This is a genomic window from Fictibacillus nanhaiensis (assembly GCF_023715445.1).
GTDB lineage: Bacteria > Bacillota > Bacilli > Bacillales > Fictibacillaceae > Fictibacillus > Fictibacillus nanhaiensis_D.
In genome coordinates this window covers 143330-162457 of the sequence record NZ_JAMBOD010000005.1, presented here as the reverse complement: position 1 = coordinate 162457, position 19128 = coordinate 143330, and the positions used below count along the sequence as shown (strand labels likewise).

Here is a 19128-nt window from a genome sequence, read left to right as displayed (position 1 = left end):
TTGAGGACTTATAAAAAGTTTTGAAGACTTATAAATTATTTTGAAGACTGATAAAAATTTTTGAAGACTTATAATCAGTGGATACACTTTCCATTTTAAAAAACCGCCCTCAAAAGAAGGCGGTTTTCACATATTGTATCTATTAATATAGAAGATCCAAGAATTCCTGACGTGAAATATTACCGAAGTAATGCTGCAGATCAATGTCTTCGAGTACATTTTCAATCTCTTCACGGTCATAGCGCACACCGTTCAGTTTGTTCTCGATATCGGATACGTCACCTACTCCAAAGAAATCTCCAAAAATCTTACTCTCTTGAATAATTCCTTTTACGATGTGAAGGCGGACATCAACAGAACCTGCCGCAAAACGGTTAGACAGCTCAACATTAAACTTCGGTGACTTCCCGTAGTTCCAATCCCAATTTGCATATCGTTCTCTGGAAATTTTCCGGATTTCTTTCCAGTCACTTTCCGTTAACTCGTATTTTGGAATCGAATCAAACTCCTCAAATAAATACGTTAGAAGAGTTTCTTTAAATTCTTCCATTGTCATGTCTTCATCCAAGTGCTCGCGAATATTCGTAACACGGCTGCGAATCGACTTGATTCCTTTAGACTCGATCTTGTCCATACGAACGTTAAGTGCGGAAACTACATTTTCAATCTCTGAATCAAAAAGCAGCGTTCCGTGGCTGAACATACGGCCTTTTGTAGAGAACTGAGCATTTCCCGAAATCTTCTTGCCGTCAGCCAAGATGTCGTTGCGTCCGCTCAATTCCGCGTTCACACCTAGCTTTTTAAGAGCTTTTACAACAGGGTCAGTAAATTTTTTAAAGTCATGAAAAGAATTACCGTCATCCTTTGTGATAAAGCTGAAGTTTAAGTTTCCAAGATCATGATAGACTGCTCCGCCGCCCGATAAGCGGCGCACTACATGAATCCCCTGGTCACGCACGTATTCCGTGTTGATCTCTTCAACTGTATTTTGGTTCTTACCGATGATAATAGATGGTTCATTTATATAAAAAAGCAAATACGTTTCATTGATGTCCAAATGCTTCAAAGCGAATTCTTCAATCGCCAAATTCACTCTTGGGTCTGTAATATTTTCATTATCAATAAAAAGCATAGTTTTTCTCCTCTTTCAGTCCCTATCTTTAAGCTCCCCACGTCCAGCCGGAAGAGGCAAGCTCCACTTTATTGTTATACACCTCTTTCGCCTCTGTGACAAGCTGTGATAACTGACCAAAATGAGGAAGATGAGTGAGGAGCAGCTGATGGGCTTTTGATTGATGGGCTAGCTTACCGCAATCTTCAGAGGTCATGTGACCAGGACCGCTCCCATCCATTCCCTTATAAAAATTACATTCTGCAATAAGCAAATCAGCATGTTGACTGAAAGCGATCAACTCAGGAATCAATGCAGTGTCCGCCGTGTAAACAATCGTATCTTTCCCATCTGTAATACGCATTGCATAGCATACGGCAGCATGTTTTGTTAGCTGAAATGTAATCGTAAACGGACCGACCTTCAATTCACGCGAAGGATCGTATGACATTCCTTTCGTATGATGAAGATGAGTAAGTGAAAGTAAACCTGCTTCATCTTCTTTATGTCCATAGATCGGCAGAGTCTTCATGCCTTCCTGTAAAAAGGATTGGATAAGCCGGCTGTATTGAAGAACTCCAATATCCGCCACATGGTCTGCATGATAATGAGATAAAACAACAGCATCCAGCTCTTCTGGTTTTATGTATTTTTGTAATTGAGCAAGCACTCCGCTTCCGCAATCAATAAGCAAATTAAAGCCTTCACTTTGTAATAGATAGCCTGAAGTCGCTTCTCCTGCACCAGGATATCCTCCCCAAAAGCCTAAGACTGTAAGTTTCATATTTCGATTTCCTCCGTTTTCTTATTCGCTAACTTTAGACTATCAGAATCATGTTTAGTCTTCCATTTTCAAAACAAAAAACACCGAAAAATCGGTGTTTTATTTATTCCACTTTAATCATTCAGAAACATTCTTTCCGGTCCAACCCGTATATTGATGAGTGTGCCCATCATTAAAAGAAGTTGTACCGGTTATCATATGATAATGTGTTCCATCCGCTGTATAGATGGGAGGTCCGGTTGTTCCCGAAAAACGGTGAACATGACCGTCATCAAATGTAGTTGTTCCTTCATAGTTATGAACATGCCCCATTGTGTTTTTTGCCGAACTTGTCACCCCTTGCACCGTATGTGAATGCCCATCATTTACTGAAGTCTGGGTAGAATATTGATGGACATGAACATTCCTGCCCCTCCATTTTATATGTTGAATATCGTGACCGTGCACTAGACTTCCCCCTTTCATTTTTTCTTCCTATTTCTTTTCTATGTTTGTGATTTTAAAAAATACATAACAAAACAAAAAACCCTGCAGCTCTTTATAAAGCTGCAGGGTATGCGTCCGAAATACTATTCTTTTACCGCACCAGATGTCAGTCCGGAAACAATCTTGCGTTGGAACGCCAGAACCATAATAACGAGAGGTACCGTTACAATGACAGTTGCTGCTGTAACCTCACCCCACGGAATCGTGAACTGTCCTTCAAACATCGCGATACCGACTGGAACGGTTTTATAAGCATCATCTGTGTTGATCGTTAGAGCAAACAAGAACTCGTTCCATGCTGAGATAAATACAAGAATGGCTGTTGTAAAAATTCCTGGAATCGCAAGCGGCAGTATAACTCTCCAATATGTTTGCATCAAAGATGCGCCGTCAATCTTCGCCGCTTCTTCTAGATCAAAAGGAATCTTTCTAAAAAATGTTACTAGCAGCCAGATTGAAAGCGGCAAGGTAAACGTCGTATATGGAATGATCAAACCAAGATAGCTGTTTGTTAATCCAAGGTTCTTCAATACAATATAAATCGGCGAAATCGTTGCGATCTGTGGAAACATCGATACCGAAAGCACCAAGCCTAAGATGAATGTTTTTCCTTTAAACTTTAAGCGTGCAATTGCATATGCGGCAAAGCTGGCAACAAGGACAGCATAAACCGTTGTAATTGTTGAAACTACCAAGCTGTTCCACAAATATTTTAAAAATGGATAGTTTACAAATACAGATTCATAATTTTCCAAGGTCATATTATCCGTAAACGGTATGAACGCACGATCACCAAACAACTCGGCAACCGGTTTAATTGAGCTTGCCAGTACCCATAAAAACGGAAACATGACAAGGAAGACAAACAATGCTAAGAATACATAAAACATTGGGCCCGCTTTTTTGTTCATTTCCTATTCACTCCTTTGTTGTTTCCGTTTTTTATTTATCATTTAAAAGGTCACGACCTAAGAATTTAATATAGATCATGGAAATTATAGCGACACAGATAAACACAATTACGGACAACGCCGAACCTTCACCGAAATTGGTTTGTGCAAACATAACTTTATAGGCCAAAATAGAGATTGTTTCAGTAGAGTTCGCTGGACCTCCGCCCGTTAACACGTAGATCAAGTCAAATACACGGAATGCATCCAATGTTCGGAACAATAAGGCAACAAGAATGCTTGATTTTAATAATGGCAATGTAATTTTCAAGAACTGCTTCCACTTGCTCGCTCCATCGATCGCCGCTGCTTCATACAGTGAACTTGGAATCGTCTGTAATCCAGCCAGCAAGAGTAAAGCCATATAAGGTGTCGTTTTCCATACATCCGCAAAAATTACCGAGAACATCGCACCATTGCTGCTTGTTAAAAGATCTGTCATTCGGTCAAACAGTCCGATTTCCTCAAACGCTTTCGCTACAATCCCGTTTTGGCCATCATATAAATACTTCCACATGAAGGCTGATACAGCTGTCGGAATCGCCCAAGGTATAAGGATTGTCGCACGGACAAGTCCTCTTCCGAAGAAAGCCTTGTTAATCAGGATCGCAATTGCGAGACCAATTACAAGTTCTGCGAAAACAGAAATTACAGTGAAGACTGTAGTATTTGAGATTGCCTTCCACATACGTCCATCAGATAAATTTTCTTTATAATGTTTAAGACCGATAAAATTCGGTGTAATGACTGAATCACTTAATGAAGAAGATAGACCAATAAGATCATCTGGATTCTCCAGCTCACCTTTCAGTTCGCGGACTCGATCTGTCGTATCATCTACTGTCTTTTCAAGATCAAGAGCGACTTCTTTGTCCAGCTTTGCTACAGCAAGCTCCTCACTGACAGGTTTCATAACCATCAGTTTTTCGTCGACCTGTTCATATTGATCCTTTAACTCACTGTCTTTCTTTAACTCCGAATCTATTTTTTCTAAATTTGCCTGAATCTCTGCTAGCTCTTCCTTCGTTTTACCAGTAGCATTGTCTGCTTCTTCCTCTAGCGAATTAATTAAGAACGGATAATTGTCTAGATAAGTATGAAGATTCACTTTGTACGAAGTATAAGCTTCAGACTTCGCTGGATTGTTCAGCCTTAAATCGAACATGCTGTAATAAAAAGATTGGAAAACCGGCCAAATTGCGATAACAAAAATAAGAATCATGGCCGGTGCAATAAGCAGATAGCCGATTGAACGTTCAGACAGCTTCTTTTTGCTCTTTGTTTTCGTTTTTGCCTCAATAGGTTTTGGGTTATTAGGCATTAAGTTAGGTTTCAAAAGGGTCAGCTCCTTGCTATTCGAATGCAATCGACGGACGGGCGTTGAAACGTCCATCCATTTCACTCTTATGGAATCGATACCAGCTATAGAGAAAGGGGAGCCTTCCAACAGAAGGCATGCCCCTATGTCTCAAAAAATTCGTTTACTTTTCAAGTTTCTCTGAAATTTCTTTTTGCATATTCTTTGCAGCTTCTTCAGGTGTGATCTTCTTAGCAATGGCTTGAGATACCTGAACTTGGATGATGTCAGAAATCTCTGGGTAGTTCGGTGCTACCGGACGAGATACCGCAGCTTCAAGAGCTTTTACAAATCCTTCATCTTTGTAGTAAGGGTTTGCTTTTAGAATTTCTTCATCTTCGTAAAGAGAAAGAATCGTTGGTGCGTGTCCGCCTTTGATCGCGTCGATCTTCTGTCCTTCTTCACCAGCCATAAAGCTTAAGAACTTCCATGCTTCTTCAGGATGCTTCGTGTTCTTGTTAATACCAGCCATCCATCCGCCAAGTGTTGCTGCAGATCCTGCATCTCCAGCTGGAAGTGGAGCAGCTGCTACTTTACCTGCAATTTTAGATTGCGTCTCATCGTTTGCTAACGCATATTGATATGGCCAGTTTCGAATAAGACCAGCTTGACCATTGATGAATGCTGTATGAGATTCTGGCTCAGCAAATGTTGTGATGTTTTGCGGTACAACATCAGAGTTTACGATCTCAACTAGCTTAGAGATCCCTTTGATCGCTTCTGGAGAATCTACTTTTACTTCACCATTTTCGTCGATGATTTCTCCGCCGTAAGAAGCGATGAATTCAACAGCGTTACATACAAGACCTTCATATTGCTTCGCTTGCATTAAGTAACCGAACTGAGTTCCACCTTGCCCTTTTGTTTCTTTTGCTTTTGCTAATAGCTCATCCCATGTTTTTGGAACTTCACCTTCTGGAACAAGGTCGGTACGATAGAACAGCATTCCAGCATCGATGAACTTTGGGAGTGCCCATTGCTTGCCTTTAAACTTCGCAGCACTGATTGCACCTTCGTTATAAGTGCCAAGATCAATTCCGTCTTTTTCAATAAAACGATCTAACGGCATCAAGAATCCAGCTTGTGCAAATTCAGCCGGCCAGATAACATCCAAGTCAATAACATCGATTTCATCTGAGTTTGCGTTAAATGATGTTACATATTGATCATGCTGCTTTCCTGTATCCGCTGGCATTTCCTTAAATTCTACGTCAATGTTAGGGTACTTTTTTTCAAAAGCTTCCACCATTGCTGTAGTCCCTTGTGTATCATCTTTACCACGCGCATAAACGATTTTTACTTTTTCGTCTTTATCCCCGCCGCCAGAATTACTGCTGCCTTCTTCTTTGTCTGAGCAAGCTGCAAGCACAAGTGAAAGCGCAAGCGAAGTCGAAATCACTTTTGAAATCTTCTTAAGCTTTTTCATGTTTAATCCCCCTACTCTCCTGTTTTGTAAACGATTTCATTTTAAGCTATGTGGAAGAACGCTGAATCATTTTTAATGGTAAAATGACTTCTTTTCTTACAGATGCCCTTTTTGACTTAATGGATTCAATCATTAATCCCATTGCTTGACTGGCAATCGATTCAATCGGCTGTTCCACCGTCGTCAATTCCATCAGTTCTGCCAGAGGCTGATTATCAAATCCGATAACAGCAAGGTCTTGGGGCACATTCCAGCCTGCATCTCCAGCCGCTTTAACAATGCCCGCTGCCACCTCATCACTTCCCGTAAAAAGTGCCTGCGGCGGATCTTCAAGGTTCCTCAGTGTTTCAAACGTATTTTTTCCGTCTTGCACACTGTAAGCACCACCGAAATACCATTCATCCTTCATCTGGAGCCCCGCTTCATTTAGTGCTTTTAGAAATCCGATCCTTCTGTCATGAGCAACTCTTGAACTCTTATGATCGCCTGTACAATATCCAAGCTTTGTATATCCCTGTTCGATCAGGTGCTTCGTGCCTATGTAGCCACCTTCGATCTGGTCTAAAAAAACGAGGGGAACTTGTGCAGAGTCAGAGTATTCATTGCAAACAACAATAGGACCGTAAGCTAAATAAGGCTCAATCTCACTCCAGTCATTTTCGATTGATGTTAAGATCAAACCATCCACTTGCTTCGTCTTTAAAAGCTCCAAAAAGCTGCGTTCCTGTTCCTTTTTATAACTGGTCTGACACAAAATCAGCTGATAGCCTTTTTTGGCAGCCTCTTTTTCCATCACTTCAACCAAGTGGCTGAAAAAAGGATTTGTAATACGAGGAACATAGACTGCAATCGTTTCAGTTTGCTGTCTTCGCAATCTTCTTGCTGATGAATTTGGAACATAGTTGAGTTCTTTCATAGCTTTTGACACAAGCCGTTTTTTTTCTTCTGTTACATAAGGATGCTGATTGATCACCCTTGAAACAGTAGTACGGGACAGCCCTGCCATTTTCGCCACATCTTGAATGGTTGCCATCAGATTCTCCTCTTTAGAACTTTCTGGAATCGAATTCATGAAATCGTTTTCATAATCAGAGTATAGTTCAACTATCAACTGCAGGTCAATGGCTTTTTTCAGAAAGTTTTGTAATTAAAGATTTATCAGTAAGCAGGATATCTTAAGAAACAGACGAACTTATGATAAAATACATAAACGATTTGCTTACTTGAAAGGAGCCGGACAATGATTAAAGTAAAAAACTTAAAAAAGTCCTTCGGTAATTTGGAAGTATTAAAGGACATCAATGCAGAAATTAAACCACAGGAAGTAGTATGTGTGATCGGTCCTTCTGGCTCAGGCAAGAGTACATTTCTCCGATGCATCAATAAGCTTGAGGAAATAACAGGCGGTCAAGTGTTAGTAGATGGAACAGATATTACGGATCCAAAAACAAACATCAATAAAATTCGCGAAGACGTTGGCATGGTGTTTCAGCAGTTCAACCTCTTCCCGCATAAAACAGTACTTGAAAACGTAACACTTGCACCATTGAAAGTAAGAAATGCGAATAAAGAGGAAGCTCGCGATAAAGCGTTAAAACTGCTTGCAAAAGTAGGTCTGCAGGATAAATCGAACGCCTACCCATCCCAATTAAGCGGCGGCCAAAAACAGCGTGTTGCGATTGCCCGCGCACTTGCAATGGATCCAAAAATCATGCTTTTTGATGAACCTACATCTGCACTCGATCCAGAGATGGTCGGAGAAGTTTTGGAGGTTATGAAAGATCTCGCCCGTGAAGGAATGACGATGGTCGTTGTGACCCATGAAATGGGGTTTGCACGTGAAGTCGGGGACCGGGTCTTATTCATGGATGGCGGATACATTGTTGAAGAAAACGTTCCTTCCGAATTATTCGGAAATGCACAGCATGAACGTACAAAGCTGTTTTTAAGTAAAGTTTTATAACACTATGAGACAAACTGGCTTACAATTGCATGTGAGCTGGTTTTTTTTGTGTTGTAATGAATTGCGATCGAATACCCCTTCTTGTATTTGTTGGATTTTATGGGCCGTAAATCAACATTTTTGAGCCGTAAAATATTTTTATGGGCCGTAAAAATATTTTATAAGCCGTAATTCACCATTTATAGGCTTTTCGACAAATTTACCCTTATCATTAATCAAAAATACCTCTGTAGCCCTGAATGTTCCCTAACAAGAAACAAGAAACTGGACCCCAGCAGGAGTCCAGTTCTTCACCATAATTTTATTTAATCAAACCTTTGCGCTTTAAGAAATCTCTAGCTACTTTACGCGGATCTTCTTTATCCAGATCGACTTTTGCGTTCATTTCAGCCATTTCTTCCTCTGAAATCTTCCCTCCCAGCTCATTTAGCACTCCTTCAAGCTCTGGATATTTCTCCAGAGTTTCCTCTCTAACAATTGGAGCAGCAAAATAAGGCGGGAAGAATTTCTTATCATCCTTTAATGTAATTAAATTAAAACGTACAATCCTACCATCCGTTGTAAACGCAGGAACCGCATCTACTTTCCCTTCTTTAACTGCAGTATACATCAAGTTCGGATCCAGGCTTCTTTTTTCCTTAAAGTTTAATTTGTATGTTTCAACAAACGGATTGTAGCCGTCTTCTCGTTCAAAAAATTCTGTTGGTCCGCCAAATATCAATTGATTTGATTTTGGAGCTAATTCTGAAATCGTTTTTACATTTATTTGTTTTGCCGTGTCAGGGTTTAAAGCTAGGGCATATGTGTTTTCAAATCCAAGAGGCTTCGTCCACTTCAAGTCATATTTTTCTGCATAGCCTTCTTTAACTGTTTCGTAGATTTCCTCAGGACTCATACCGGGATCATACTTCTCTTTTAAAATGGTTAAATATCCTGTCCCGGTATATTCAACAAACAAATCGATGTCACCTTTCTTGATTGCTTCGGTTAAGATAGGCGTCTCACCAATTGCCTCTTTAACCATTACGGGATAATCCGTTTTATCTTTCACATATTCAGAAATGATATAAGGAAGGATATATTGCTCTGTCCACTTCTTACCCGTAATAACGATCGCATCTTCATCAGTACCGCCGCGGAGCGCAAAAAATAGCACAAGTGCTGCAATAGGAACAGCAATGAGAAGAGGTAACTTCCATGAACCACGCTTTGTTGAGGCTTTAGGCTCTGTCGCCGTTTCAATACGGCGCAAAACAAAATCGAATAAGATCGCCAATAAAGCTGCCGGAATCGCTCCTGCTAATACAAGTTCATTTCGTGTTGTTGAAAGACCGCGATATATCAGATCTCCAAGTCCCCCTGCTCCAATAAAGGCGGCTAACGTAGCAACACCAATTGTAAGGACTGTTGCCGTTCGAAGTCCAGCCATAATAATCGGCAAAGCAAGCGGCAGTTCGATCATTCTTAAGATCTGAGAATTCGTCATCCCCATACCTTTACCAGCTTCGACAGCTGACTTATCAACGCCTGTTATCCCTGTGTACGTATTTCTTAAAATCGGCAGAAGTGCATAAACAGTAAGGGCTATGATGGCTGTTGTGCTTCCTATACCGAAGACTGGGAGCAAAAATCCGAAGAGCGCCAAACTTGGTATCGTTTGAAAGATAGCAGCAACACCGATAACAGGTTCTGCAATCCCTTTTCGTCTTGAAATAAAGATTCCTAGCGGGATAGCGATAACAGCCGCTATTAAAATTGATACAAGAGATAGGAATAAATGCTGCTGTAGCCCTGTTAGAATCTCAGGCCACCGGTTCACCAATGTATCCATGAAGTTATTCATTACCCGCAGCACCTCCTTCCAGAGGTTTTTGGGCGGTGATATTTAATCCCGCAAGTCCTCGCATCATCGTAGCACGTGTAATCAGTCCAAGCAGTTTTCCATCTTCTAAAACTGGAATCATATTTACTTGATTTGTTGCAAAGATCTCCGCCACTTCTGTATAGGACGTATTTGGAGTAACAGTGATCATATCTTTCACCATTAAATCTCCAACGGTTTTTTCTTCCTCGGCATAATGCCTTTCAATACTTTCAAGCGTAATAATACCATGCAGCTTATTCTGCTGGTCTGTAATAAGGAGGCTGTCTACTCCGTAACGTTTCATCAATTTTAAAGCCTCAGCAAGCCCTCTTGTTTGCTTTGATGTTATAGGATTTTTTCTCATTAAATCAATGGCTTCAGGCATGGAAGCTTCTGCAGAAAGTCTGTCTTCACCTATAAAATCTTTAACAAAGTCATTGGCAGGATGACGCAGAATTCGTTCTGGCGTATCGAATTGAATGATTTCACCTTTATTTAAAATCGCGATCCGGTCTGCAATCTTAATCGCTTCATCCATATCATGTGTAACGAATACAATAGTTTTCTTAATGGTATCCTGCAATTTTACAAGCTCATCCTGAAGTTGTTCTCTGCTGATTGGATCGAGCGCTGAGAACGGTTCATCCATCAAGATGATAGGAGGTTCAGCTGCGAGGGCACGAATAACCCCTATACGCTGCTGTTGACCGCCGCTTAGCTCAGAAGGATAGCGTTTTCTGAAGGTTTTCGGATCTAACCCTACTAAATCAAGCAGTTCATCTACTCTGCCATCATACTTTTCTTTCTCCCAGCCTTTTAAGCGTGGAACGAGAGAAATATTGTCTTCAATCGTCATGTGAGGCAGAAGTCCGATCTGCTGAATCACGTATCCGATATTCCTCCTCAGCTCAACGGGGTTTTGGTTTGCAATGTCTTCTCCATCAATTAAAATCGTCCCTTTTGATGGTTCGATCAAACGGTTTATCATTCTCATGGTTGTTGTTTTCCCACAACCACTAGGCCCAATCAACGCGACTAACTCCCCTTTTTTAATCTGAAAGTCAATGTTTTTCAGTGCCTCAAAACCGTCAGGGAACGTTTTCCCTACGTTTTTGAAAGTAATCAAATTTTGTTCTCTCCTTTACGTAAAATAAGCTGCATCCATTAGAATGTCCAATTATTATCTTTCCCTTGCTTGCTTGCTTGAAAACCTCTTTTTATGAATGTATCAGTTTAAAAGTTTTCATTCTTTTATTCTTGGACATACCAACTACAAATATATTCGTAGAAAAAAACACTTGGATTTACGTCTCCAAGTGTTTTTTATAAATTATACTGTTAGCACATCTGCTCTTCTGTTCTTTTTTCTCATTTGTACTGCAAAATAACTCCATGTTCCTATCATACATAATCCTAAGAAACCAACCAATATCCATACGTTGAAGATAAAACTGCTCATGTCTCCGCTTGAGATCACGGCTTTTAATCCTGATACTGAATATGTCATAGGGAGCCATGTATTAAAAACTTGCAGTCCGTTTGGAATAAGCTCCAGCGGGAATGTTCCTGCACTCGTCGTAAGCTGAAGAATCAAAATGATAATCGCTACAAATCGGCCAGGATCACCTAAAACGGTTACGAGCAATTGTATAAGTGCTAGAAACGTAAGACTCGTGATAACGCTAAGTCCGATAAATGCGGGTAGACTGCTCACTTCGATGTTTAAACCAAAAAGCAATACTGCATCAGCAATCAGCGCTTGAACAACACCTACCGCTGCTAAAAATGAAAATTTGCTCGCAAACCATCCGAATCCAGATCGAGGCTCTCCTGCTTTATCACGCAGCGGGAACACGATGGACATCAATAATGCTCCGACAAACAAACCTAGTGATAAGAAGTAAGGAGCAAAACCAGTTCCATAGTTTGGAACATCAGAAAAACTCTTTGTTTTTACAGAAACAGGGTTGGCGATTCGTTCAAACATTTCACTATCAGGATCAAGCTCACCTGTTTTGTCTGCTGCTTCACTCAATTTAGAAGATAATTTTCCGCTTCCTTCAAGGAGCTTTTGTTCACCGTTATGAATTTCATTTACATGACTGGTAACCTCTTGCCAGCCTGAAGATACCGTTGCCGTTCCATCAGCAAGCTTTCCGCTAGCAGCGAGTAATTGCTGTGAACCAGCCGAGGCTTCAACCAGTTTTGATTGGAATGTTTGGGTCCCCGTGTTTACTTTTGCCTGACCGCTCGCAAGCTGATCAACACCGTCTGCCAATTTAAGCTGGCCGTTATGAAGCTGTTCTGCTCCTTGTGCCATAACGGTCTGGGAATTGCTTAATTTTTTCGTACCAGCTGCGAGTTCATTGGCTCCTCCTGCAATTTTTCCTGTTGAAGCAGTTAAGCTATCCAGCCCATTATTCACACCACTGCTAATAGCCGCTATCTCTTTTAAAGAAGCCGCAATTTGTTCATCAGACATGTTGCTTTGATTTTGAATCAAATGGTTGATCTGCTGTTCAAGCTGTTTTGATCCTGCAGCTGTTTTTTGGGCTCCTGCGTTCCATTCATTCACAGACCCCGCTAAAGTATTAGCTCCATTTGACAGTTTCTCAGCACCGTCTTTTAGCTCGATGCTTCCATCCTTAATCTTTTCAGAACCCGTTGTCGCCTGACTAAGCCCGCTTTTTAATGATTGAGCTCCTACGCTAAGCTGCCCTTGACCATCAGCTAGCTGTTTATGTGCAGCAAGTAATTGATCCAACCCGCTGTCAAACTCGGTCATTTTAGAATTGAATAAAGCTGCCCCACTTTCTAACTCTTTAATATTAGGGTTTTTTTCAGTCATACCCGCCGCAAGCTGACCACTTCCAGCAGCCGCTTTTTCTAAGCCATCTGTTACTTGATTTGATCCATCAGCAGCTTGTTCCAAACCTCCAGCAAGCTGCTCTACTTGCTCGAACATTACCTCCGCATACGTTTTAGTAAGTTCATTCGAAAGACTTTCTTTCATTTTATCGACGGCAGTACCACCAATTTGTGCGGCTAAAAAGTTAAAGCCTGCGTTTGGCGAATATATAATCTCAGGCTTGTTTTTTGATTCACCTGATAATGATGTAGCTTTCTCAGAAAAATCTTCTGGAATCTCAATCATCATGTAATAATCGTTATGTTCAAGTCCTTGCTTTGCTTTTTCTTCACTTACAAATTTCCACTTAAACTGAGGATTTTCTCTCAGCTTTTCAACAAACTCATCCCCGACTGTTAAGTTTTCTCCGTTGTATTCATAGCCTTCATCCTGGTTGACTACAGCAACTGGCAGATCCTCCATCTTGTCATACGGGTCCCAGAAGGCCCACAAGAACATTCCACTGTATAACACGGGTATAAAAAGGACCGCTAAGACAGGTACAGCAATTTTTCTATTTGAAAAAACCGCTCTAAATTGAGCTCCTATACTTTTCAACACGATGTTTCACTCTCCTTCAATACTTTATGACTATTTTGGTCATTCGGTCATTTCACTCCAAAAAAAGAGACCTCTAAATGTCTACTTTTTACAAAATGACCGAAACTAATTTTTGGTCAGAACTTAATGTACCACGATTTTTTCACTTCTGCAATACTATGATTTTCTTAATCCATCCATCACAAACATTTCAAGGACTTCTAGCATTTTTTCTTTTTGAATCGCAGGATTGTCTCTTTCCCAGTCAAAGATAAGAGCCAGATACAGTTTAACCATCATGAAAGCTACAATATCTGTTGGACATTCTTTAATCTCGCCTTTTTCTACGGCTATATCCAGCTCTTTTTGAACAAAGTTCAGGACAGCTTTTTCAATTCTTTGCAATGCATCCGTTACAGGGGAAGTGTTCATTTCTTTTACTTCCTGTGAAAGCTTCACAGCTAACTGATGTGTTTTACGGAATTCTATAACTTCATACAATGCATAATGAAGGTTCTCATAAAACGGCCGGTCTTCTTTGATCGCTTTTGATGCTGCCAGCTTCGTTTCTTTTACAAGGTTTGTAATAATCTCAGAGAACAGTTCTTCTTTATTTGCGAAAAAAGTATAGATAGTTCCTTTTCCAACATTTGCGATCTTTGCGATTTGATCAACTGTACTGGCTTTATAGCCAAACATTGAAAAAGAACGTTCAGCTGCTTCTAATATACTTTTTCTCCGATCCATTATATTTTCACCTCTTTTTGCAGCTGATTTGATTTCGTACTTAAAGGCAAAGTTAATAGCACTCTTGTCCCCTCGTTCAATTCACTCTCATAGTGCAGTTTTCCACCCATGTCCCGAATGAGCTTATAAGTCACCATCATTCCGAGACCAGTCCCTTTTGCTTTCGTCGTGTAAAATGGAAGTCCGATCTGTTCCAGTTCTTTTTCTGTCATACCCTTACCATTATCCTCAATAGCAATGGTGATGTTTCTTTTTGTTATTTTGTACTTATAAAGATGAATTGAACCAGTATTGTCTATAGCTTCGATACCATTTTTAATAATATTAATTAGTCCTTGCTTCAATTTTTGCTCATCCGTAAATACCCAATAAGGTCCAATTTCACTCACAGTCAATTCTACATTGTGTATGGAGCCATACGGAGCTGTTAATGAAACTACATCTGTTAACACCGTTTCTAGCCTGATTTTTTCAAGCTTTGGAACATCTGGCTTAACCATTGATAGATAATCCGTAATGATCTTGTTCGTCCGGTCAAGCTCTTCAATTAAAAGCGGGGAATGCTCCTTCAATTTTTCGTCGCTGGTCGTACTTCCTAAAAACTGGATCATCCCTCTGATCGTCGTCATCGGATTTCTGACTTCATGAGCGATGGCTGCTGCCATCTGTCCAGCTACCGCCAGCTTATCCAGATAAACGGTCTCTTTTAATTGCATGTTTATTTTAACAAGTCTCTCAACAAGAAAAATACAAGAAAAGAAAGCAATCAAGAAACTTGAGAAATAAACGAGATAGAAATCTACAGTCAAAAATTCTAAATAAGTATGAATGATCAAGATATAAAATAACGTATAGATCACACCAATATAAATGGCTGAAATCCACCTGCGTTTATCTTCGTCAAAAAAGCCTTGATAGATCAAAGAGATAAAATAAGCAAGAAAAGTTAGAACAATCCCTAGCCAAACAAAATCTCCGCCCATTGCTACCCTGGCAGCAATAACAAACAAAGAACAAATAGCACCTGGAAGCCAGCCCACATAAAGTGTAACGATCATAATCGGAACATTTCTCAGGTCAAAATAAGAGTCTTTCAATGTTTCAATAGGAAACAGCATACAAACAAGAGCACCTATTCCGCTTATTACCCCAAAGATAATCTTGTTTTTAAAGCTTGGTATTACACCCGGATGAAGAGGGAAGAACATATTTAAGAGGTGGGTAAAAGAGAAAACAATTGCAATATTAACGAATAACGGTTCTACAAACGCTTGCATGATGCTCCCCTCCCCCTTTTTCTTCCTTCAGTATAGCAGAATCATTCTACAGGAAAATAAGAAAAACGACAAACTTATCCGTTTGCCGTCTCATGAAAATCATGGAATTCGTTCTTTATTTGGATAAAAGTCTTTCTACAGCATTTCTAGCTGAATCTACGCAATCCGGAAGCCCGACACCATCATAAGGAGCACCGGCTAAAAGGACACCCGGAAGCTCTTTTTCAAAAGTTCCTCTAAGCTGCTTTACATACTCTTCATGGCCAACTTCATATTGCGGCATCGAATCAATCATTCGTGATACATAATATTTTTCAGGTTTAGTATCCACACCCATGATCTTTTTTAAATCATCCAGTACTTTGCTTAAGATTGCTTCATCGGATTCGTGAACAATCTCCTGATCATCAGCACGGCCGACATAACATCTTAACAACACCTTCCCTTTAGGAGTGGTATGTGGCCATTTACGGCTAGTCCACGTACAAGCCGTAATAGATGTTTTCTCACTTTTTGCGATAACAAAACCCGTACCTTCTAATGAAAATGGTACTTCATCTTCATTAAATTCCATCGCAACTGTTGCAACCGAGGTAGGTTTCGTTTTATGAAAATCAGATGGAAACATTTTCTCGCCAAAAAGTTTTTTCGTTACTGTATACGGAGTCGTTACAATTAAGTGGTCTGCAGCCAGAACTGTCCCATCCTCTAATGTAACGGAGTATGTCCCCTCTTCTAAACGCTTTACTGAATCCGCTTTTGCACCCATCTTAATGTTCTCTTCAGGCAGAGAGTTTCTAAGCGCAGAAATAATGGAAGATAATCCATTTTTCAAAGTTAAAAACGCGCCTTTTTTCTTTTCCGTTTGCTGAGTCTTCATAGGCTTAGGCTGCGATTTTTTCATGCCTAAAATTAAACTTCTATGCTTTTTTTCCGTCTCAACGAATTGCGGAAAAGTAGACTGCAAACTTAGTTGATCGATTTTACCGGCATAGATTCCAGACAGCAAAGGTTCGATCAGACGGTCTACCACTTCGTCTCCAAGCCTTCTTCTAAAAAAATGCCCTACAGAAACATCTCTACTGGAATCTGAACGCTTCGGCAGAACAAGGTCAAGACCAGCTCTGGCTTTCCCAAATATTGAAAAAAGCGGGGTGAATGCAAACGGCATTATCTTAGTTGGAACACCCATAACCGCTCCCTCGGGAATTGGATGAAGTCTCATATTATGAAGAATGTAAGCCTGTCCCGTTTCATTCGATACCAGGTCTTTTTCTAGTCCTACCTCTTTAACAAGATCAGTCATAACGGTTTTTCGAGCCAGATAGGAGTCAGGACCCCTTTCAATCACAAAACCATCCTCTGTAATGGTTTCAATTTTTCCGCCCAGCCTGCTGCTGCTTTCCAATAAAGTAAAAGTTACTGGCTTTCCTGTTTCTTTTGCATACTTTTGCACATAAAAGGCAGCGGATAAACCTGTAATGCCGCCGCCCAAAATGATCACGTGCTTTCGCTCGCTCATCTTATTCACATTCTTCCTTTTGCTAATGCTTTTTCAACTGTTGTTGCCAAGCAGTCAATAAATTCAGGTTTTGCATTCGGCATTTCAGGACGGTAATAGTTCACGCCCAATTCATCTGTAACGATTTTGCACTCATAATCATTGTCATATAAAACTTCTAAATGATCCGCAACAAACCCAACAGGACAATAGATGAAATGCTTATATCCGTACTCATTATACAGATCGCGCGTCAGATCCTGAACATCTGGTCCGATCCAAGGCTCTGGTGTATTCCCTGCACTTTGCCAGCCAATTGTATAGTGGGAAACGTTGGCTTCTTTCGCAATCAAATCAGCTGTTTCCTGTAATTGAGACGGGTAAGGATCGCCCATCTGCAGAATCATTTTCGGCAGACTGTGCGCTGAGAATATTACAACCGCTTGATCATGTTCATTTTCAGGAATGTTTTTAAACGTTTGTTTAATTCCATCCGCCCAATATTGAACATACTTCGGCTCATCATACCAGCTGTCAATTGTCACAAACTTCGGTCCGCTAATTTTGAAAGATTCCTCTACAGCACGTCCGTTATATGATTTAACACTAAAAGTAGAATAGTGAGGGGCAAGGACAAGTGTTACCGCTTCGTCGATCCCATCATCTTTCATCTGATGAACAGCATCTTCAATAAAAGGATCGATGTGCTTTAAACCTAAATAGCTTTTAAACTCTTTATCCGGATGACGGCGGTTCATTTCTTCTTCAAGTTTCTGCGCTTGATCTTCTGTAATCTTAGCAAGAGGTGAGATTCCGCCGATCTGCTCGTATCTTTCTGTCAATTCCTGAAGCTGTTCAGGTGAAGGTTTCCGGCCGCGTCTAATATGTGTGTAGTAGCTTTCTACTTCATCCAGACTTCTTGGCGTTCCATATGCCATCACTAACAAACCTGTTTTCTTTTTCGTCACTTATAATCACCCTAGTTTTTCAGATGTGTATTCATGGACAAAGGTGGTTAATTGTTTCAATGTTGCGATGTTAACCTCCGGGAAAATACCTTTACCCACGTTAAAGATGAATCCTGGCTCTTCCATTCCTTCATCTAAAATCTCTTTTGTTCTTGCTTCGATCACTTCCCAAGGAGCTAGCAGAATAGAAGGATCCAAGTTTCCTTGAAGTGCCTTTGTTACACCCATCTGACGCGCTTCTCTTGGAGAGAGTCTCCAGTCAAGACCGATAACATCGAGCGGCAGCTCGTTCCACTCCATCACCAAGTGGCGTGCACCTGTTCCGTAAAGGATCAACGGTACTCCTTCTCCGCGAAGTTCAGAAAAGATTCTGTCCATAACAGGCATAATGTATCTTGCATAATCCTGTGCATTCAATGCGCCAACCCAGGAATCGAAAATCTGAAACGCTTGTGCACCAGCTGCGATCTGTGCTTTCGCATACGCAATCGTCATGTCTCCTAGCTTGTCCATCAGCATAAACCAGCTCTCTGGATCAGAAAACATGAGCTGCTTTGTTTTATGGTAATCCCGTGAAGGACCTCCTTCAACCATATAACTTGCAAGTGTAAAAGGTGCACCTGCAAAAGTAATGAGAGGAACTTCCAATTGTTGACGCAAAATTTTAATTGTTTCGAGTACATACGGTACATCCTTCTCAGGGTCAATCGTTCCAAGCCTTTCAACAGCTTCGCGTGTTCTTACAGGCTTATCAATAACAGGTCCTATCCCCGCTTTGATTTCTACATCAACGCCGATTGCAGGAACCGGAGACATAATATCTTTATAGAGAATCGCTGCATCCACACCGTGCTGATCAACTGGCAGCTTCGTAACGCCTGCACACATCTCCGGTCTATGAGTGATGTCAAACAGTGAATACTTCTCCTTCAGTTTACGGTACTCAGGCTGAGAACGGCCCGCCTGTCTCATGTACCAAACAGGAATATGTGAATTTTTCTCCTTACGACACGCCTTCAAGAACTCTTCATTCATTGTCAAAACGTACACACCTTTCTATCAAGACCAAAAGCTGCAGCACTATTGTTATCTCCTAGCCACTGAAACTTAAAACCTATAAACGTCAATATCCATACACATTGTAAGGGAATTCATAATAAAAGTATAGGCTGAAAGCTCAATTGTCATCATTTTGGCAAATTGCTGTAGCCATCGTTCAAGTTAGCCGCTTTCCGCGGGCATGCAG

16 protein-coding genes are annotated in these 19128 nt (G+C 40.6%); 1 reads left to right on the top strand and 15 read right to left on the bottom strand.

Going from position 1 to position 19128, the window contains the following annotated elements:
- Positions 1–142 precede the first annotated feature (142 nt).
- The 7 genes from M3196_RS14675 to M3196_RS14645 form a co-directional block, all read right to left on the bottom strand.
- Positions 143–1132 carry a lipoate--protein ligase gene (locus M3196_RS14675; protein ID WP_251323061.1) on the bottom strand — a complete coding sequence of 330 codons (990 nt, stop codon included), beginning with the start codon at positions 1130–1132 and terminating at the stop codon, positions 143–145.
- A gap of 28 nt (positions 1133–1160) precedes the next feature.
- The gene (locus M3196_RS14670; RefSeq protein ID WP_251323060.1) at positions 1161–1895 is read right to left on the bottom strand and encodes an MBL fold metallo-hydrolase; all 735 of its coding nucleotides are present in this window, start codon (positions 1893–1895) and stop codon (positions 1161–1163) included.
- Positions 1896–2012: 117 nt separating this feature from the next.
- Entirely contained in the window at positions 2013–2342 is a 330-nt protein-coding gene (locus M3196_RS14665) for a YmaF family protein (protein WP_251323059.1), read from the bottom strand.
- A 122-nt stretch (positions 2343–2464) separates the two neighbouring features.
- Positions 2465–3292 (bottom strand): carbohydrate ABC transporter permease, encoded by an 828-nt coding sequence (locus M3196_RS14660; RefSeq protein WP_251323058.1) that lies wholly within the window; start codon positions 3290–3292, stop codon positions 2465–2467.
- 31 nt (positions 3293–3323) lie between these two features.
- Positions 3324–4652, bottom strand: coding sequence for an ABC transporter permease subunit (locus M3196_RS14655; protein ID WP_251323182.1), 1329 nt, complete (start codon positions 4650–4652; stop codon positions 3324–3326).
- A gap of 160 nt (positions 4653–4812) precedes the next feature.
- On the bottom strand, positions 4813–6114 hold the full coding sequence (locus M3196_RS14650) for an ABC transporter substrate-binding protein (RefSeq protein ID WP_251323057.1): 1302 nt from the start codon (positions 6112–6114) through the stop codon (positions 4813–4815).
- 46 nt (positions 6115–6160) lie between these two features.
- Positions 6161–7147, bottom strand: a complete 987-nt coding sequence (locus M3196_RS14645) for a LacI family DNA-binding transcriptional regulator (RefSeq protein ID WP_251323056.1) — start codon at positions 7145–7147, stop codon at positions 6161–6163.
- Between the two features lie 207 nt (positions 7148–7354).
- Between M3196_RS14645 and M3196_RS14640 the strand changes: the two genes are divergently transcribed.
- Positions 7355–8077, top strand: a complete 723-nt coding sequence (locus M3196_RS14640) for an amino acid ABC transporter ATP-binding protein (protein WP_251323055.1) — start codon at positions 7355–7357, stop codon at positions 8075–8077.
- 301 nt (positions 8078–8378) lie between these two features.
- Here the strand turns inward: M3196_RS14640 and M3196_RS14635 are convergent, their stop codons facing one another.
- From M3196_RS14635 to hemE, 8 genes are all read right to left on the bottom strand, one after another.
- Complete coding sequence (locus M3196_RS14635; RefSeq protein WP_251323054.1) at positions 8379–9920, bottom strand: glycine betaine ABC transporter substrate-binding protein; 1542 nt, start codon at positions 9918–9920, stop codon at positions 8379–8381.
- Entirely contained in the window at positions 9913–11067 is a 1155-nt protein-coding gene (locus tag M3196_RS14630) for an ABC transporter ATP-binding protein (protein WP_251323053.1), read from the bottom strand. The genes M3196_RS14635 and M3196_RS14630 overlap by 8 nt, the downstream gene beginning before the upstream one ends.
- A gap of 204 nt (positions 11068–11271) precedes the next feature.
- Positions 11272–13410, bottom strand: a complete 2139-nt coding sequence (locus M3196_RS14625) for a YhgE/Pip family protein (RefSeq protein WP_251323052.1) — start codon at positions 13408–13410, stop codon at positions 11272–11274.
- A 156-nt stretch (positions 13411–13566) separates the two neighbouring features.
- A complete protein-coding gene (locus M3196_RS14620) occupies positions 13567–14136 on the bottom strand; it encodes a TetR/AcrR family transcriptional regulator (RefSeq protein WP_251323051.1) in 570 nt (189 codons plus the stop codon).
- Positions 14136–15413: an ATP-binding protein gene (locus tag M3196_RS14615; RefSeq protein ID WP_251323050.1), complete on the bottom strand. Its 1278-nt coding sequence runs from the start codon at positions 15411–15413 to the stop codon at positions 14136–14138. The genes M3196_RS14620 and M3196_RS14615 overlap by 1 nt, the downstream gene beginning before the upstream one ends.
- A gap of 115 nt (positions 15414–15528) precedes the next feature.
- Positions 15529–16935, bottom strand: coding sequence for a protoporphyrinogen oxidase (hemY, locus tag M3196_RS14610; protein WP_251323049.1), 1407 nt, complete (start codon positions 16933–16935; stop codon positions 15529–15531).
- Positions 16936–16940: 5 nt separating this feature from the next.
- Positions 16941–17882 (bottom strand): ferrochelatase, encoded by a 942-nt coding sequence (hemH, locus tag M3196_RS14605; protein ID WP_251323048.1) that lies wholly within the window; start codon positions 17880–17882, stop codon positions 16941–16943.
- A 6-nt stretch (positions 17883–17888) separates the two neighbouring features.
- Complete coding sequence (gene hemE / locus M3196_RS14600; protein WP_251323181.1) at positions 17889–18917, bottom strand: uroporphyrinogen decarboxylase; 1029 nt, start codon at positions 18915–18917, stop codon at positions 17889–17891.
- Between the last annotated feature and the right edge of the window lie 211 nt (positions 18918–19128).